This is a genomic window from Caballeronia arationis, assembly GCF_001544975.2.
Lineage (GTDB): Bacteria > Pseudomonadota > Gammaproteobacteria > Burkholderiales > Burkholderiaceae > Caballeronia > Caballeronia arationis.
In genome coordinates this window covers 85627-101346 of the sequence record NZ_FCOG02000005.1, presented here as the reverse complement: position 1 = coordinate 101346, position 15720 = coordinate 85627, and the positions used below count along the sequence as shown (strand labels likewise).

Here is a 15720-nt window from a genome sequence, read left to right as displayed (position 1 = left end):
CGCTCCACCCTGGCCGTTTTTTCGACTTGACCGCACTTTTCGCAGGTGACGACAGTGTCGTGCTGGCGATAAAACGCGCCAGTCACACTTCCGCAAGCGCGAGATATTCTTCCTTCTGTTCTGTATAGGCGCCAAGCAGAATCGATTCTTCTTCATTGGACAGCACGGCCCGCTGATCGCTGAAATGCAAATGGCACGTGACGAAGCCTTGCATTATCAGAATGTCGAAGTTCATGGAAATGACGTGCTCGTCGTTCATGTTCGCGCCGGTGCCAAGTTTGAGCGCGATTTCATTCATGACCGTCCAGTCGAATCCGATCGTGTTGATCGAAAAACGCGTGCGTGGAATCGGATAAACGCAAATGCTTTCGCTCAGGAGGCGCTCTTTGTTTTCAAAGAAGCAATTGTGCGACAGCCTCAGAAAGTTGATGTCCGTACAGAGGTACCACCAGGCTTCAGCCGAGGTCTTGTCTCTGACGATGCCGAGTTGTTCTATCTGGCTGCGCAATGCCTGGTCGGTCAGGGAGCAAATGCCGTTGTTCATGACCTTCGCACTCAGGATCTTGCCGCGATGTTCCCTGACTACGTCGACGAACGATGGGAAACGGTCGGTATCGATAAAAACGACATCGTCGTCGACCTTGATGAACACGTCGTTTTTATGCTCGGCGTTACGCGCGTAATACTTATAAGGCTCGGACCATTTTCCGACCCGACACTTAACGCACGCGCAAATGACGCCGACTTTTTTCACGCACGTCGTAACCTTGTTGTCGCCTTCATAGAATTCATTGAAAATCCTGATCTTCGGCGAGGTTTTTGCCAGCTTTTGCAGATAGGCATTATCGCGTTCATTCCTGCTGAAATTCCAGATGTGATATTCGACGTTATCGTGGGTTTCCAGCAGTTTGAGAATGTACGATTTTTGAATTTCCAGATACGCTTCTCTTCCTGCAAACGTGAAAATGATAACTTTGCTGTCGGAGCAATTGAATTTCGTACCTGGTTCGTTCAACGACATCGTTCGTCTCAAGATTTTCTGACTGTTCAAGTTTGCTGCGAACACTGACGCAGGCGTTTGTCACACCCTGGATATCGGCATGCAACGCGCAAAACATTAGCCCGCCGTGGCCTGAAGCCCGCGGGCCGGCGAACATTTTCGATTCGATCGCCGCGTCAGGTCAGACGGTTCTCCACAACCCGTCCTAAGCCGCCAGCATCTCCTTCGCGTGCTTGCGCGTGGTAGCGGTGATCTCGATTCCCCCGAGCATCCGCGCAACTTCCTCGACCCGCTTCGCCTTGTCGAGCGGCGTGACCGTACTGACGGTGCCACCGTTCGAATCGCCTGCCTTCGCCACCTGAAAATGCTGATCTCCGCGCGCTGCGACCTGCGGCAAATGCGTGACGCACAGCACCTGTCGATCGCGCCCGAGCTGATGCAACAGCCGCCCCACGACCTCCGCGACACCCCCGCCAATCCCCGTATCGACCTCGTCGAAGATCAGCGTCGGCGTGGGACTGGCCGTGCTCGCGATCACCGCGAGCGCCAGGCTGATGCGCGCCAGTTCGCCGCCGGACGCCACCTTCGCAAGCGGCCGCAGCGCCACGCCCGCATGGCCGGCGACACGAAATTCAATCTGTTCCAGCCCGTTCGCGCCGCCTTCGGCGAGCGGCACCAGTGCGACGTCGAAGCTGCCGCCCGCCATCGACAATTCCTGCATGCCCGTCGTGACGGCCGCGCCGAGCGCCTTCGCCGCCTTCGCGCGCGCCTTCGACAGCACCTTTGCCTCGGCGAGATAGGCATCCTTCGCTTTCGACTCCGTAGCGCGCAACGCATCGAGGTCGGCGGCAGCATCGAGCTGCGCGAGCTGCCGGCGGCGCGCTTCGTGTTCCTCGGGCAGCGCTTCCGGCTGCAGGCGGAACTTGCGCGCGGTCGAATGCAACTGGTCCATGCGCTTTTCGACCTGCGCGAGGCGGTCGGGGTCGAGTTCGAGCCGCTGCGCGTAGTGCGAGAGCGAATACGACGCTTCCTGCAACTGGATCTCGGCCGGTTCAAGCGAAGCGAGCACGTCCGACAGCGCCGGATCGATGTCGGCGAGACCGCGCAGCTTCGAGATGATCGAGGCAAGCTGCGTGATCATCGCTTCGTCGGATTCGGAAAGCGCGTTCAGCGCGCCCTGCACGCCGTCGATGAGACTCGCGGAATGAGACAGCCGATGATGCTCCGCGCTCACGTCCTCCCATTCGCCGGGCTGCGCGGCGATCTTGTCAAATTCGCTCAGTTGCCACGCGAGCCGCTCACGCTCCAGTTGCAGTTCGCGGTCGCGGCTCTGCGCCGCATCGACCGCCTGCGCCGCGTCGCGCCACGCGCGATACGCGCGCGTCACCGAGGCGGCGGTGTCGGTGAGGCCCGCATGGGTGTCGAAGAGTTCGCGCTGCGCGTCGGGGCGCATCAGCAGTTGATGCGCGTGCTGCCCGTGAATGTCGACGAGCATCTCGCCGACTTCGCGCAGCTGCGTGAGCGTCGCCGGCGTGCCGTTGATGAACGCACGCGAGCGGCCATTCGAATCGACCACGCGGCGCAGCATCACGGTGTCCGATTCCTCCGCCACGAGCGCGTGCTCCTCGAGCCAGCTCGATACGCCGTCGTGCGTCGAGAATTCGGCGGTGATGTCGGCGCGCGCTTCTCCCGTGCGCACGACGCTCGCGTCGCCGCGCGCGCCGAGCGTGAGCGCGAGCGCGTCGATCAGAATGGATTTGCCGGCGCCGGTTTCGCCCGAAAAAACCGTGAAACCGCTGTCGAATTCGAGGTCGAGCGCGGCGACGATCACGAAGTCGCGAATCGAGAGATGACGGAGCATGGATGAATGCTTGGATGCTGATTAAGAAGCGTCTTCTTGCGACGGATGCTCGTTCCAGTGGAGCTTCTTGCGAAGCGTCGCGAAATAACTGTAGCCGACTGGATGCAGCACCGGCACCGTATGACGAGAGCGGCGCACTTCGATCGTGTCGTTCAGTTCGACCGCCGTGAACGACTGCATGTCGAAGTTCACGTTCACGTCGCGCCCGCCGATGATCTGGATGTCGACCTTCGAGTCGTCGGGCAGCACTATCGGCCGGTTGGAGAGCGAATGCGGCGCGATCGGCACGAGCAGGAAGCCCTGCAACTCGGGATGCAGGATCGGTCCGGCGGCAGACAGCGAGTAGGCGGTCGAGCCGGTGGGCGTCGCGACGATCAGGCCGTCGGACCGCTGGTCGTACATGAAGTGGCCGTCCACGGACACGCGCAGTTCCGCCATGCCCGAAAAGCCGCTGCGGTTGACGACGACATCGTTGAACGCGAGCGCGTGATAGATCGGCTTGCCGTCGCGGACGATGCGCGCTTCGAGCAGGGTGCGCTCCTCGCGCTCGAAACAGCCGGCGAGCATCTGCGGGACGAGGTCGCGCATCTGTTTGAGGGAAATGTCCGTGATGAAGCCGAGCCGGCCGTGATTCACGCCGATCAGCGGCGTCTTGTACGGCGCGAGCTGCCGGCCGAGACCGAGCATCGTGCCGTCGCCGCCGAGCACCACGGCGACATTCGCGCGCGCACCGATTTCCGCCGTCGAAAGCGCGGGATAGCCGGTCACGCCGACCTCCTTGGCCGTCTGCGCCTCGAACACGACTTCGAAGCCCTGGCTCGCGATCAGCTCGGCAAGCGAAGCCAGCGGCTCTTCGATGCCGGGCGTGTTGGTGCGCCCCACGAGCGCGACGGTCTTGAATTGGCCAATTTCCATGCCGGCATTACACCATAGGTGAAGGTCGAAAAGAACCGTGGGCGAACCCGGCTGTCAGCACGTGCGTGCTTGTCCGTCGTCCGCATTGTTTGTGGCTAGAATGGAGCACATCCTGAATTCGGGTGCGTAACGGCAAAGGCGCCGGCGCGCTCGCCGTACGATGACGCGTTGAGCTAAAATTTCCCCATGCTAGACCCACGTGCACAAACCCTTCTCAAGACGTTGATCGAGCGCTACATCGCCGAAGGTCAGCCGGTGGGTTCGCGCACGTTGTCGCGCTACTCCGGCCTCGAACTCAGCCCTGCCACGATCCGCAACGTCATGTCGGACCTCGAGGAGCTCGGACTCGTTGCGAGTCCGCATACCTCGGCCGGGCGCATTCCCACGCCGCGCGGCTACCGCGTCTTCGTCGACACCATGCTCACGGTAGAGGCGCCGGAAGACGAGGCCATGACCACCGCGGTCAAGACGCGCCTTCAGGGCGAGGAGCCGCAGAAGATCGTCGCGGCGGCGGCAAGCGTGCTCTCGAATCTCTCGTCGTTCGCGGGCGTGATCCTCACCCCGCGCCGCAGCCACATGTTCAAGCAGATCGAGTTCATGCGCCTGTCGGACAAGCGCATCCTGCTCATCATCGTGACGCCGGAAGGCGACGTTCAGAACCGCATCATGGCGACGCAGCGCGATTATTCGCCGTCGCAGCTGACCGAGGCGTCGAATTACATCAACGCGCACTTTGCCGGCTTGTCCTTCGACGAAGTACGCCGCCGACTTCGCGAGGAAATCGACCAGCTGCGCGGCGACATGACCACGCTGATGCACGCAGCGGTGGCCGCCAGCACGGATGAAACCGATCCCGGCGACACGCTCCTGATTTCCGGCGAGCGCAACCTGCTGGAAGTGGCGGACCTTTCGTCCGACATGGCGCGGCTGCGCAAGCTCTTCGATGTATTCGACCAAAAGACGAGTCTCCTGCAATTGCTCGACGTATCGAGCCACGCGCAAGGCGTGCAGATTTTCATCGGCGGCGAGTCGAATCTCGTGCCGATCGAGGAAATGAGCGTGGTGACCGCGCCGTATGAAGTGAACGGCAAGATCGTCGGCACGCTCGGGGTGATCGGGCCGACGCGCATGGCCTACAACCGCGTGATCCCGATCGTCGACATCACCGCGCGGCTTCTTTCCATGTCGCTCAGCCAGCAGTGACGCCGCGCTTCTCACATTGATCTTGCGCCTCCGCCAACGCGGCCGCCACTAGGCCGTTCGGCCGATGATGCGTCGCGAGCCGCGCCGCTATAATGGCCTTCACTTCACGACGTCGCTCATCCGGCCGCTTCCTTCATGCGTTTCGATCTCGAGTTGCCTTCGCAGCACGCCGCCTCGCATCGGGTCGCGGTGCTGCTGATCAATCTCGGTACGCCTGATGCGCCCACGCCGCGCGCCGTGCGCAAGTACCTGGCGCAGTTCCTGTCCGATCCGCGCGTCGTCGAGATTCCGCAATTCGTGTGGCAACTGATCCTGCGGCTCGCGATCCTGCCGTTCCGCTCGCGCGCGTCGGCAAAGAAATATGCGCAGGTGTGGTTGCCGGAAGGCTCGCCGCTGCGCGTGTACACGGAAAGGCAGGTCGAGCAGTTGAGGCGCCTGTTCGCGGCGAACGACTACCACGTGATAGTCGAATACGCGATGCGCTACGGTGCGCCGGGCATCCCCGCGATGCTCAATCAACTGAAGCTGGAAGGCGCCGAGCGCGTGCTGCTCGTGCCGATGTATCCTCAATATTCGTCCTCGACGACGGCAACCGCCTTCGACGACGCCTTCAACGCGCTGAAACGCGTTCGCAATCAGCCCGAAATCCGCACGATCCGCCAGTACGCCGATCATCCGGCCTATATCGGCGCGCTTGCCGAACAGGTTCGCGAATACTGGCGTCATCACGGACATCCGGATTTCGCTGCCGGCGACAAACTCGTACTGAGCTTTCACGGCGTACCGAAGCGTACGATGGATCTCGGCGATCCCTATCACGACCAGTGCCAGCGAACCGGCTCGCTGCTCGCGGCGGCACTCGGGCTCACGCCCGTCGAATGCCGCGTGACGTTCCAGTCGCGCTTTGGCCGGGCGGAATGGCTGCAACCATATACGGCGCCGACGCTCGCCGAGCTGGGTGCCGGCGGCGTGAAGCGCGTGGACGTGTTTTGCCCGGGTTTCACCGCCGATTGCCTGGAGACGATCGAGGAAATCGGCATCGAGGTGCGCGACGAATTCCTGCGTGCGGGCGGCAAGGAGTTTCACCGCATTCCGTGCCTGAATGCATCGCCGGCCTGGATCAAGGCGCTCGGCGAGATCGTCGCGCAACATCTGCAGGGCTGGCCGGTGCAAACGGTGCAGCCGTTGAGCGCGGTCGCCTGACCGAACCCGAATTGTCATGAACTACAAGATTTCGACTGAACCCGGTGCGCGACTTCGCATCGACAAATGGCTCTGGGCAGCGCGCTTCTTCAAGACGCGCTCGCTCGCGAGCGACGCCGTCGAGAAAGGCCGCGTGCGAATCGACGGCGCGAACGTGAAGCCGTCGAAGGACGTGCGCGTCGGCGACCTTGTGGAGATCGACATCGAGCGGATCGTCTGGCAAGTGGAAGTGCTGGGAATCTGCGACGTGCGCGGACCGGCGACGGTTGCGCAGACGCTCTACGCCGAAACGCAGGAAGGCCGCGAGAAGCGGCTGGCGGAAACCGAGCGGCGCAAGACGTATCGCGAGCCGGCCGCCGAGCTTTCGGGCCGGCCGACCAAGCGCGACCGCCGGATCATCGACAAATTTTCAGGTCCGGATTGAAATACTGCTCGACGGTGGCATGAATGCCGCCGTATTCGGTATTGCGCGCCGTGACGGCGCCGGACATGCAGATGGTCGTGGTTCCCGCAACCAGTACCAGGGCGACCACCGCGATAGCAAAGGTCAGTTTCATGGTACCCCCGGTGAGCGGGCGAAACGGGCAAGGGCTTGAGCGGTTTGAAATGCTTCCGTAGGATTAAGGGTTAACCTGTGCCAACGAGAGCCTGATCGAAGTGTAGGCGACCGGCGCCATAGGCTCAATCTGAATCTGCAGGAAGCCGTCAATTGCTTGTTACCGCGTGTTTCGGCAGCACCCGAAACGTCGGAAAAATCGCGCGGCGGCTCTTGAAAATGCCCGCACGAGCCTTAGATGAGTCGCTGGTGCGGGAACGCATCGGTGTCTGCGTTTCCCTAGTTGTATTTTTGCAACGCGGGGTGGCCGGTTCTGCCGGCGTCTATCCCGCGGTTCGCATCCGAATCAACCCTCAGCAAGACATTCAGCGACATGGAAAACACGCAAGAGAATCCAGCGAGCCAGAACCCCACGCCCGCCGACGACGCAGCGCGCCAGGCCGCCGACGCTCCCGGTGCCAACAACGCCCAGCCGGCGCAGCCCGCAGAAGCGGCGGCACCGGCAGCCGCCCAGGCGAACGAGACCGCGGCGCAACTCGCCGAAGCGCAGGCGAAGGTCGCCGCGCTCCAGGAAGAGTTCCTGCGCGCCAAGGCCGAAACGGAGAACGTTCGCCGCCGGGCTCAGGAAGACGTGTCGAAGGCGCACAAGTTCGCCATCGAAAACTTCGCGGAAAACTTGCTGCCGGTGCTCGACAGTCTCGAAGCGGCCCTGGCAGACTCGTCGACCGATATCGGCAAGGTGCGCGAAGGCGTCGAGCTGACGCTGCGCCAGTTGACCGGCGCGCTCGAAAAGGGGCGTGTGATCGCGTTGAACCCGGTCGGCGAGAAATTCGATCCGCATCGCCATCAGGCCATTTCGATGGTCCCGGCGGAGCAGGAAGCCAACACCATCGTGAACGTGCTGCAAAAGGGCTACGTGATCGCTGATCGCGTGCTGCGCCCGGCGCTCGTCACCGTCGCCGCGCCGAAGTAAGCCGGCGCCGGAAGCCATGGCCCACACCCCAGTCGACGCCACCGCGTTTTCCGCCTTCGCCATGCAGGAACTGGGCGCCGATGATTTCGACGCCGGGCTCGCGTCGGCGGAAGGCGAACTGGCGGTCGTGTTTTTCTGGGGCGTCGATTGCTTCAATTGCGAGATCGCGAAGAAAGCGATGCTCGCAAAACCGGACGAAATCCGTGCGCTTGGCCTGAAGTGGTTCCATAGCAATGTGTATGACCATCGCGAATTGGGGCGCCGCTTCGTGCTGCATGGCGTGCCGACGTGGTTTTTCTTCTACCGCGGCAAGCGGCTCGGCCGGGCGACCGGCTGGCACGGCCTCGGGCAGTTCGAGGCGGCTGTGGCGGCTGCGCGTGAAAAAATGCGCGCACTCGACGAAAAAGCATGAGTTGGCGCGGCAAAAAGGTTCAAAAAAAGAAAGACCGCTTCGAATTCAGGGTCTTGAAAACGGTGCGAGCGCACTTATCTTGCGATTAGGTATGAATTTTAGGGCGTCGGCCCGATGAATCGACGATAAACCGGCGATTCGAACGGCCGGCCCCGCAGCGATCAAAGTTCTGGAGATTACAAAAATGGGCAAAATCATTGGAATCGACCTCGGCACGACCAACTCGTGCGTGGCGATCATGGAAGGCAATCAGGTTCGCGTCATCGAGAACTCGGAAGGCGCGCGCACCACGCCGTCGATCATCGCTTATGTCGATGAGAACGAGATTCTGGTCGGCGCGCCGGCGAAGCGTCAGTCGGTCACCAATCCGCGCAACACGCTGTACGCGGTCAAGCGCCTGATCGGCCGCCGTTTCGAAGAAAAGGAAGTGCAGAAGGACATCGCGCTGATGCCTTACCAGATCGTCAAGGCCGACAACGGCGACGCCTGGGTGGAAGCGCATGGCCAGAAGCTCGCGCCGCCGCAGATTTCGGCGGAAGTGCTTCGCAAAATGAAGAAGACCGCTGAAGACTACCTCGGCGAGCCGGTCACGGAAGCCGTGATCACGGTTCCCGCGTACTTCAACGACAGCCAGCGCCAGGCCACCAAGGACGCCGGCCGCATCGCGGGCCTGGAAGTCAAGCGCATCATCAACGAGCCGACGGCAGCCGCGCTCGCGTTCGGTCTCGACAAGGCCGAAAAGGGCGACCGCAAGATCGCAGTGTATGACCTGGGCGGCGGCACGTTCGACGTCTCGATCATCGAAATCGCGGATGTGGACGGCGAAAAGCAGTTCGAGGTGCTCTCGACGAACGGCGACACGTTCCTCGGCGGCGAAGACTTCGACCAGCGCATCATCGATTACATCATCGCCGAGTTCAAGAAAGAGCAGGGCGTCGACCTCTCGAAGGACGTGCTCGCACTGCAACGCCTGAAGGAAGCGGCGGAAAAGGCGAAGATCGAACTCTCGTCGACCGCGCAGACCGACATCAACCTGCCGTACATCACGGCCGACGCGTCGGGTCCGAAGCACTTGAACCTGAAATTTACGCGTGCGAAGCTCGAAGCGCTCGTCGAGGAACTGATCGAGCGCACGATCGAACCGTGCCGCATCGCAATCAAGGATGCGGGCGTGAAGGTCGGCGACATCGACGACGTGATCCTCGTCGGGGGCATGACGCGCATGCCGAAGGTGCAGGAAAAGGTGAAAGAGTTCTTCGGCAAGGACCCGCGCCGTGACGTGAACCCGGACGAAGCCGTCGCAGTCGGCGCCGCAATTCAGGGCCAGGTTCTGTCGGGCGACCGCAAGGACGTGTTGCTGCTCGACGTGACGCCTCTGTCGCTCGGCATCGAGACGCTCGGCGGCGTGATGACGAAGATGATCAACAAGAACACGACGATCCCGACGAAGCACGCGCAAGTGTATTCGACGGCGGACGACAATCAGGGCGCCGTGACGATCAAGGTGTTCCAGGGCGAGCGCGAAATGGCGGTGGGCAACAAGCTGCTGGGCGAGTTCAACCTGGAAGGGATTCCGCCGGCACCGCGCGGCACGCCGCAGATCGAAGTGACCTTCGACATCGACGCGAACGGCATTCTGCACGTCGGCGCGAAGGACAAGGCGACGGGCAAGGAAAACAAGATCACCATCAAGGCGAACTCGGGCCTGTCGGACGCCGAGATCGACAAGATGGTGAAGGACGCCGAAGCCAACGCCGAAGAAGATCACAAGCTTCGCGAACTGGCCGACTCGCGCAACCAGGGCGACGCGCTCGTTCACAGCACGAAGAAGGCCGTGGCTGAATACGGCGAGAAGCTGGACGGTGCCGAGAAGGAAAAGATCGAAACCGCGTTGAAAGATCTCGAAGACGCGCTGAAGAGCGGTTCGAGCGACAAGGCCGCGATCGACGCGAAGATCGAGGCGCTGTCCAGCGCATCGCAGAAGCTCGGCGAGAAGATGTACGCCGACATGCAGGCAGCGCAGGGCGCGGCGGGTGCAGCGGCCGGTGCGGCAGGCGCGGAAGCGGGTGCATCGTCGGCGGGCGCGAGCCAGCAGCACGACGACGTGGTCGACGCGGATTTCAAGGAAGTGAAGAAGGATTAAATCGATTGACCGCGACGAGCGATTCATCGCCACGGACGGAGCTGGTTTCGCGCAGATTGAATGACGATGCGCGAAACCGGCCGATCGAGACGAAGCAGGTTTGAAGACGCGCCTGGCGAGCCAAATGGCTTTCCGGGCACGTTGTTTTTTTAGAGGGCGCCGCCTTCATCGACGAAATGCGTCGACGAGGAAAGCGCGGCGTCGAAGTTACACACGAGTCGCGAGACTCGAAGCATCCGAGAGGGAGCCGGCGCGCGTCGCGTGCGGCGGCATCGAACCGATATGGCGAAACGGGATTACTACGAGGTTCTGGGCGTTGCGAAGAACGCGAGCGACGACGAGATCAAGAAGTCGTATCGCAAGCTTGCGATGAAGTACCACCCCGACCGCAATCCGGACAACAAGAATGCGGAAGACCATTTCAAAGAGGCGAAGGAAGCCTATGAAATGCTGTCGGATTCGCAAAAGCGTGCGGCCTACGATCAATACGGCCATGCGGGCGTCGATCCGAACATGGCGGGCGCGGGCGCGCAGGGTTTCGGCGGGTTCGCCGACGCGTTCGGCGATATCTTCGGCGACATCTTCGGCCAGCAAGCCGGCGGCGGCGCGCGTGGGCGCGCAGGTCCGCAGGTATATCGCGGCGCCGATCTGCGCTACAGCATGGAAATCACGCTGGAGCAGGCCGCGCACGGCTACGACACGCAGATTCGCGTGCCGAGCTGGGTGAACTGTACCGTCTGCAAGGGCTCGGGCGCGAAGCCCGGCACCAAGCCGGAAACCTGCCCGACCTGTCACGGCAACGGTACCGTGCGCATGTCGCAGGGTTTTTTCAGCATCCAGCAGACGTGTCCGAAGTGCCACGGCACCGGCAGCTATATCCCCGATCCGTGCGCACACTGCCACGGCGCGGGCAAGGTGAAGGAAACGAAGACGCTGGAAGTGAAAATCCCGGCGGGCATCGACGACGGCATGCGCATCCGCTCCGCTGGCAACGGCGAGCCTGGCATCAACGGCGGCCCGAGCGGTGACCTGTACGTCGAGATTCACATCAAGCAGCACTCGGTGTTCGAGCGCGATGGCGACGACCTCCACTGCCAGATGCCGATCCAATTCACGACGGCGGCAATCGGCGGCGAGATCGAAGTGCCGACGCTCGCGGGCCGCGCGAGCTTCACGGTGCCGGAAGGCACGCAGTCGGGCAAGACGTTCCGTCTGCGCGGCAAGGGCATCAAGGGTTTACGCTCCAGCATCGCAGGCGATTTGTACGTGCATGTGCAGGTCGAAACGCCGGTCAAGCTCACCGATCAACAACGCGACCTGCTCAAGCAGTTCGAGAAATCGCTGGTCGAGGGCGGCTCGCGGCATAGTCCGCAGAGCAAGAGCTGGTTCGATCGCGTGAAGAGCTTTTTCGATTGATGCTTCATTGATCTGGTCGATGCAATGACGTCCGATTCATTGGCGTCCGATCCACGCGGCGCGGTGTTCGCGCTGCTCGACGATTGCGAGTCGTCCGCCGAAAGACGGTCGACTCGTCTCTATACGGGATTCGCGCACGAGCGGTCCGCGACGGACGGCGCCGCGCTCGATTCCCTGTGCGCGCAGGTCGAGGCGGACGTGCGCGACGGTCTCCATGCGGTTCTCGTCGCGGACTACGAATTCGGCCGCAATCTGCAGTTGTCTGAAAAGGCGCAGCCCGGCGATGCCGCGCTGCGCTTTTTGTTGTTCCGCGAATGTGTGTATCTTTCGCGCGACGAAGCCGATGCGTGGCTCGCGTCGCACGACAATGGCGCGGCGGTGCCGTCGGCGGCGGGTGTCGCGGGCATCGAGGCGAGCGTCACGCGCGATGAGTTCGATACGGCGATCGCCGCCGTGCACGAAGCCTTGCGCGCGGGAGATTCGTATCAGGTCAATTACACCTACCGGCTCGCGTTCGACGTGTTCGGCACGTCGCTCGCGCTGTATCGGCGGCTGCGGGCGAGGCAGCCAGTGCGCTACGGCGCGCTGATCGCTCTGCCGGACGGCGACGCGGTGATCTCGTGTTCGCCCGAACTTTTCGTCGAGCGCCAGGGCGACGTGCTGCGCGCGCGCCCGATGAAAGGCACGGCGCCGCGAGATACCGATCCCCGACTTCTCCACGACGATCCGAAGAATCGCGCCGAAAACGTGATGATCGTCGACTTGTTGCGCAACGACATGTCGCGCGTGGCGGCCACTGGTTCGGTGCATGTGCCGGCGCTGTTCTCGGTCGAACCGTATGCGTCGGTCTGGCAGATGACATCGACCATCGAGGCGCGCGTGCGCCCGGGCGTCGTCTTCGCCGACATTTTCCGCGCGCTCTTTCCGTGCGGCTCGATCACCGGCGCGCCGAAGTACCGGACGATTCAACTGATCGACGAGATCGAGAGCACGCCGCGCGGCTTGTATACGGGTGCGATCGGCTGGGTCGATCACGGCGGGGACTTCTGTCTTTCGGTCGCGATTCGCACGCTGGTCACAGGCGACGGTCGCGGAACGATGGGCATCGGCGCGGGCATCGTCCTCGACAGCGTCGCCGCCGACGAATATGCGGAGTGCAGGTTGAAAGCATCGTTTTTGACGGGCGCCGAACCGGGCTTCGAACTTTTCGAAACCGCCTATGCGACGCGCGGCGAGGGCGTCCGGCATGTCGAGCGCCATCTCGCGCGGCTCGCAACGAGCGCGCGCTATCTCGGCTTCGCGCTGGATCAGGACCGGCTCCGAGTGCTGATCGAGGAGCGCTGCGAATCGTTCGACGAGGGCGCGCCGTATCGTCTGCGAATCGCGCTCGGCAAGGACGGCACGATTACGCTGACGAGCGCTTTGCTCGCTCCGTTGGCCGCCGATACCATCGATGTGTTGCTTGCACCCGAGCACGGCTTCGCGCCGCAAGCGTCAACCGATCCGCTGCTGCGCCACAAGACCACGCGCCGCGCGGACTACGATCGCGCATGGAAAGAGGCGGAAGCGCAGGGCGCCTTCGACATGATCTTCTTCAACGAACGCGATGAAGTGACGGAAGGCGGGCGCTCGACGGTCTTCGTCAAACTCGAAGGCCGCTGGTATACGCCACCGATCGACGCCGGTGTCCTGCCGGGCGTGATGCGCGCCGTGCTGCTGGAAGACCTGGACGCGGCCGAACGCACGATCACGCGCAAGGAACTGGAAGGCGCGGAAGCGCTGATGTTGAGCAATGCGCTGCGCGGCGCGGTGAAGGCAAGGCTCAGGGTCGCGAAGTAATTTCGCGGCACACGAGGCGCGGGCGCAGCGGCCCGGCGCCTGTGACTAGAACGTATGCTCCGGCCCGGGAAAGCTTCCGTCCCTCACGGCGCGCACATACGCTTCGACGGCAGCGAAGATCGACGGTTGTCCGTTCATAAAATCCTTCACGAAGCGCGGCCGCTTGCCGGGGAAAATCCCGAGCATGTCGTGCAGCACCAGCACCTGCCCCGAACAGTCGATGCCCGCGCCGATCCCGATCGTCGGAATCGCGACCTGCTCCGTCACTTCGCGCGCGAGCAGCGTCGGCACGGCTTCGATCACGAGCAGTTGCGCGCCCGCCTCCTGAAGCGCGAGCGCGTCGCGGCGCATCTGGGCCGCGGCCGCGTCGGTCTTGCCCTGCACCTTGAAGCCGCCGAACGCATGCACCGACTGCGGCGTGAGCCCCACATGGCCGCACACCGGAATCGATCGCTCGACGAGAAAGCGCACCGTATCGGCGAGCCATTCGCCGCCTTCGATCTTCACCATCTGCGCGCCCGCGCGCATCAGTTGCACCGCGTTCGCGTAGGCGTCCTCGCGCGAGCCGATGGTGCCGAACGGCATGTCCGCGACGATCAGCGCGCCCTTGTTGCCGCGCGCGACCGACGCCGTGTGATACGCGATGTCCGCGAGCGTCACGGGCAGCGTCGTGCTGTGGCCCTGCAGTACGTTGCCGAGCGAATCGCCGATCAGCATCACATCGACGCCCGCGCGGTCGAGCAGCGCCGAGAAGCTCGAGTCGTAGCACGTCAGCATCACGATTTTTTCACCCGCGTCGCGCATCGCCTGAAGCTTGGGGACGGTGATCGCGTTGCGCGCGGTTTCCTGCAAGTACGCCATGATCTTTCCAGAAGTAGATGAGCCAGACTTGACGTGGCACCGGCGAGAGGTGCAGCCGTCAGAGCGACATGCCCTTGACGAAAAATTCCTTGCGGCCACGCATCGATTCGATGCGCTCGACTAGCAGCGCGAGATCCGCGTGCGAATCGAGCGGATTCAGGTGCTCGGCGTTTACCGTGAGCAGCGGCGTCGCGTCATAGTGATAGAAGAAGTCGTTGTACGCGTCGCAGAGCGCGCGCAGATACGCGTCCGAAATCTGTAACTCCATCGGCAGCGCGCGCTTCTGAATGCGCGCGAACAGCACTTCAGGGCTCGCCTGCAGATACACGACGAGATCCGGCGCGGGCGCGCTCGCATCGATCCGCGAGGCGATATCTCGATAGAGCTGGAATTCGTCGTCGGGCAGCGTGACGCGCGCGAAGAGTTCGCTCTTCTGCGTGATGAAGTCGGCGATGAGCGGCGCGTGGCCGGCCATCGCATCGGCGACCTCGCGCGTCTGCTGAAGGCGCTGCAACGCGAAGTTCAGTTGCGTCTGCAGTGCATAGCGGGTCGTGTCGCGGTAGAAGCGTTCGAGAAACGGGTTCTCCTGCGGACGCTCGAAGAGCGTGCGCATCGACCAGCGCTCGGCGAGCAGCGTCGCGAGCGTCGTCTTGCCGACGCCGATCGGACCTTCGATCGCGATGTAACGATGCGGCGGGCGCGTCTGCGGCGCGGTGACGGTCAGGGGCGGAGCGGCGCTCATCGGCAGTCGGGCTTGTTGGATGCGGTGGAGGATGCGGTCTTGCCGGCGTCCGGCGTGCCGAGCAGGGGACACTGGCACGTCGCGACCTTCTCGATGCGCTGATCGACGACGGCAGCGAGGAACGCGTCGGCGCGGCCGCGCAGCGGAATGATGCATTCGCCGTCGAGTTCGACGAGCGGCACGAGCACGAACGCGCGCTCGGTGAGGCGCGGATGCGGCACGATCAGGTCGGCTTCGTCGATGCTGGAGTCGCCGTAGAGCAGGATATCGAGGTCGAGCGTGCGCGGCGCGTTGCGATACGGCCGCTCGCGCCCGAACTGCTCTTCGACACTATGACAGAGTCGCAGCAGTTGCCGCGCGGGCAACGACGTTTCGAGCTTCACGACGCAATTGAAATAGTCGTCGCCACCGGCGTCGATGGGCGCGGTGCGATAGAGGCTCGATTTCGCGAGCACGGTGATCGTGCGTTGCTGAGCAAGACACACGACTGCGTCTTTCAGGGTCTGGCGCGCATCGCCGAGATTCGCGCCGAGGCCCAGATAAGCTACCGTCATGGCATAAGTCCTACGACTGTCGTTGCGCGGCCAGCGTGACGG

Annotated in this window: 15 protein-coding genes; 8 read left to right on the top strand and 7 right to left on the bottom strand. The window is 62.9% G+C overall.

Annotated elements, in window-relative coordinates; translation table 11 throughout:
* Nucleotides 1-82: 82 nt before the first annotated feature.
* The 3 genes from AWB81_RS04690 to AWB81_RS04680 form a co-directional block, all read right to left on the bottom strand.
* Nucleotides 83-1021: a hypothetical protein gene (locus tag AWB81_RS04690; protein ID WP_062632730.1), complete on the bottom strand. Its 939-nt coding sequence runs from the start codon at nt 1019-1021 to the stop codon at nt 83-85.
* 184 nt (nt 1022-1205) lie between these two features.
* On the bottom strand, nt 1206-2861 hold the full coding sequence (recN, locus tag AWB81_RS04685) for a DNA repair protein RecN (protein WP_062632729.1): 1656 nt from the start codon (nt 2859-2861) through the stop codon (nt 1206-1208).
* A 21-nt stretch (nt 2862-2882) separates the two neighbouring features.
* The gene (locus AWB81_RS04680; protein WP_062632728.1) at nt 2883-3776 is read right to left on the bottom strand and encodes an NAD kinase; all 894 of its coding nucleotides are present in this window, start codon (nt 3774-3776) and stop codon (nt 2883-2885) included.
* 186 nt (nt 3777-3962) lie between these two features.
* Between AWB81_RS04680 and hrcA the strand changes: the two genes are divergently transcribed.
* The 3 genes from hrcA to AWB81_RS04665 all read left to right on the top strand — a co-directional run bounded on the left by hrcA (nt 3963) and on the right by AWB81_RS04665 (nt 6606).
* The gene (hrcA, locus tag AWB81_RS04675; protein WP_062632727.1) at nt 3963-4979 is read left to right on the top strand and encodes a heat-inducible transcriptional repressor HrcA; all 1017 of its coding nucleotides are present in this window, start codon (nt 3963-3965) and stop codon (nt 4977-4979) included.
* 135 nt (nt 4980-5114) lie between these two features.
* Nucleotides 5115-6182 carry a ferrochelatase gene (hemH, locus tag AWB81_RS04670; protein ID WP_062632726.1) on the top strand — a complete coding sequence of 356 codons (1068 nt, stop codon included), beginning with the start codon at nt 5115-5117 and terminating at the stop codon, nt 6180-6182.
* Between the two features lie 16 nt (nt 6183-6198).
* The gene (locus tag AWB81_RS04665; RefSeq protein ID WP_062632725.1) at nt 6199-6606 is read left to right on the top strand and encodes an Hsp15 family ribosome-associated heat shock protein; all 408 of its coding nucleotides are present in this window, start codon (nt 6199-6201) and stop codon (nt 6604-6606) included.
* Here the strand turns inward: AWB81_RS04665 and AWB81_RS46365 are convergent.
* Complete coding sequence (locus tag AWB81_RS46365; protein WP_167306342.1) at nt 6578-6739, bottom strand: hypothetical protein; 162 nt, start codon at nt 6737-6739, stop codon at nt 6578-6580. The two genes, AWB81_RS04665 and AWB81_RS46365, sit on opposite strands and share 29 nt — an antisense overlap.
* Before the next feature lie 372 nt (nt 6740-7111).
* On the opposite strand from AWB81_RS46365, the gene grpE reads away from it, so the two are divergent.
* From grpE to pabB, 5 genes are all read left to right on the top strand, one after another.
* Complete coding sequence (grpE, locus tag AWB81_RS04660) at nt 7112-7711, top strand: nucleotide exchange factor GrpE (protein ID WP_062632724.1); 600 nt, start codon at nt 7112-7114, stop codon at nt 7709-7711.
* Between the two features lie 16 nt (nt 7712-7727).
* Nucleotides 7728-8123: a thioredoxin fold domain-containing protein gene (locus tag AWB81_RS04655; RefSeq protein ID WP_062632723.1), complete on the top strand. Its 396-nt coding sequence runs from the start codon at nt 7728-7730 to the stop codon at nt 8121-8123.
* A 184-nt stretch (nt 8124-8307) separates the two neighbouring features.
* On the top strand, nt 8308-10266 hold the full coding sequence (gene dnaK, locus AWB81_RS04650) for a molecular chaperone DnaK (RefSeq protein ID WP_062632722.1): 1959 nt from the start codon (nt 8308-8310) through the stop codon (nt 10264-10266).
* Between the two features lie 282 nt (nt 10267-10548).
* Nucleotides 10549-11682 (top strand): molecular chaperone DnaJ, encoded by a 1134-nt coding sequence (dnaJ, locus tag AWB81_RS04645; RefSeq protein ID WP_062632721.1) that lies wholly within the window; start codon nt 10549-10551, stop codon nt 11680-11682.
* Nucleotides 11683-11706: 24 nt separating this feature from the next.
* Nucleotides 11707-13521 (top strand): aminodeoxychorismate synthase component I, encoded by a 1815-nt coding sequence (gene pabB / locus AWB81_RS04640; RefSeq protein WP_235025715.1) that lies wholly within the window; start codon nt 11707-11709, stop codon nt 13519-13521.
* Nucleotides 13522-13566: 45 nt separating this feature from the next.
* On the opposite strand, the gene panB is transcribed toward pabB, so the two are convergent.
* Genes panB through folK form a run of 3 tightly spaced genes read right to left on the bottom strand, consistent with a single transcriptional unit; the run spans nt 13567 to nt 15678 of the window.
* Complete coding sequence (panB, locus tag AWB81_RS04635) at nt 13567-14382, bottom strand: 3-methyl-2-oxobutanoate hydroxymethyltransferase (RefSeq protein WP_062632720.1); 816 nt, start codon at nt 14380-14382, stop codon at nt 13567-13569.
* Nucleotides 14383-14440: 58 nt separating this feature from the next.
* Entirely contained in the window at nt 14441-15124 is a 684-nt protein-coding gene (locus tag AWB81_RS04630) for a deoxynucleoside kinase (RefSeq protein ID WP_062632719.1), read from the bottom strand.
* Nucleotides 15121-15678, bottom strand: a complete 558-nt coding sequence (gene folK, locus AWB81_RS04625) for a 2-amino-4-hydroxy-6-hydroxymethyldihydropteridine diphosphokinase (RefSeq protein WP_062632718.1) — start codon at nt 15676-15678, stop codon at nt 15121-15123. The genes AWB81_RS04630 and folK overlap by 4 nt, the downstream gene beginning before the upstream one ends.
* Nucleotides 15679-15720: the final 42 nt, after the last annotated feature.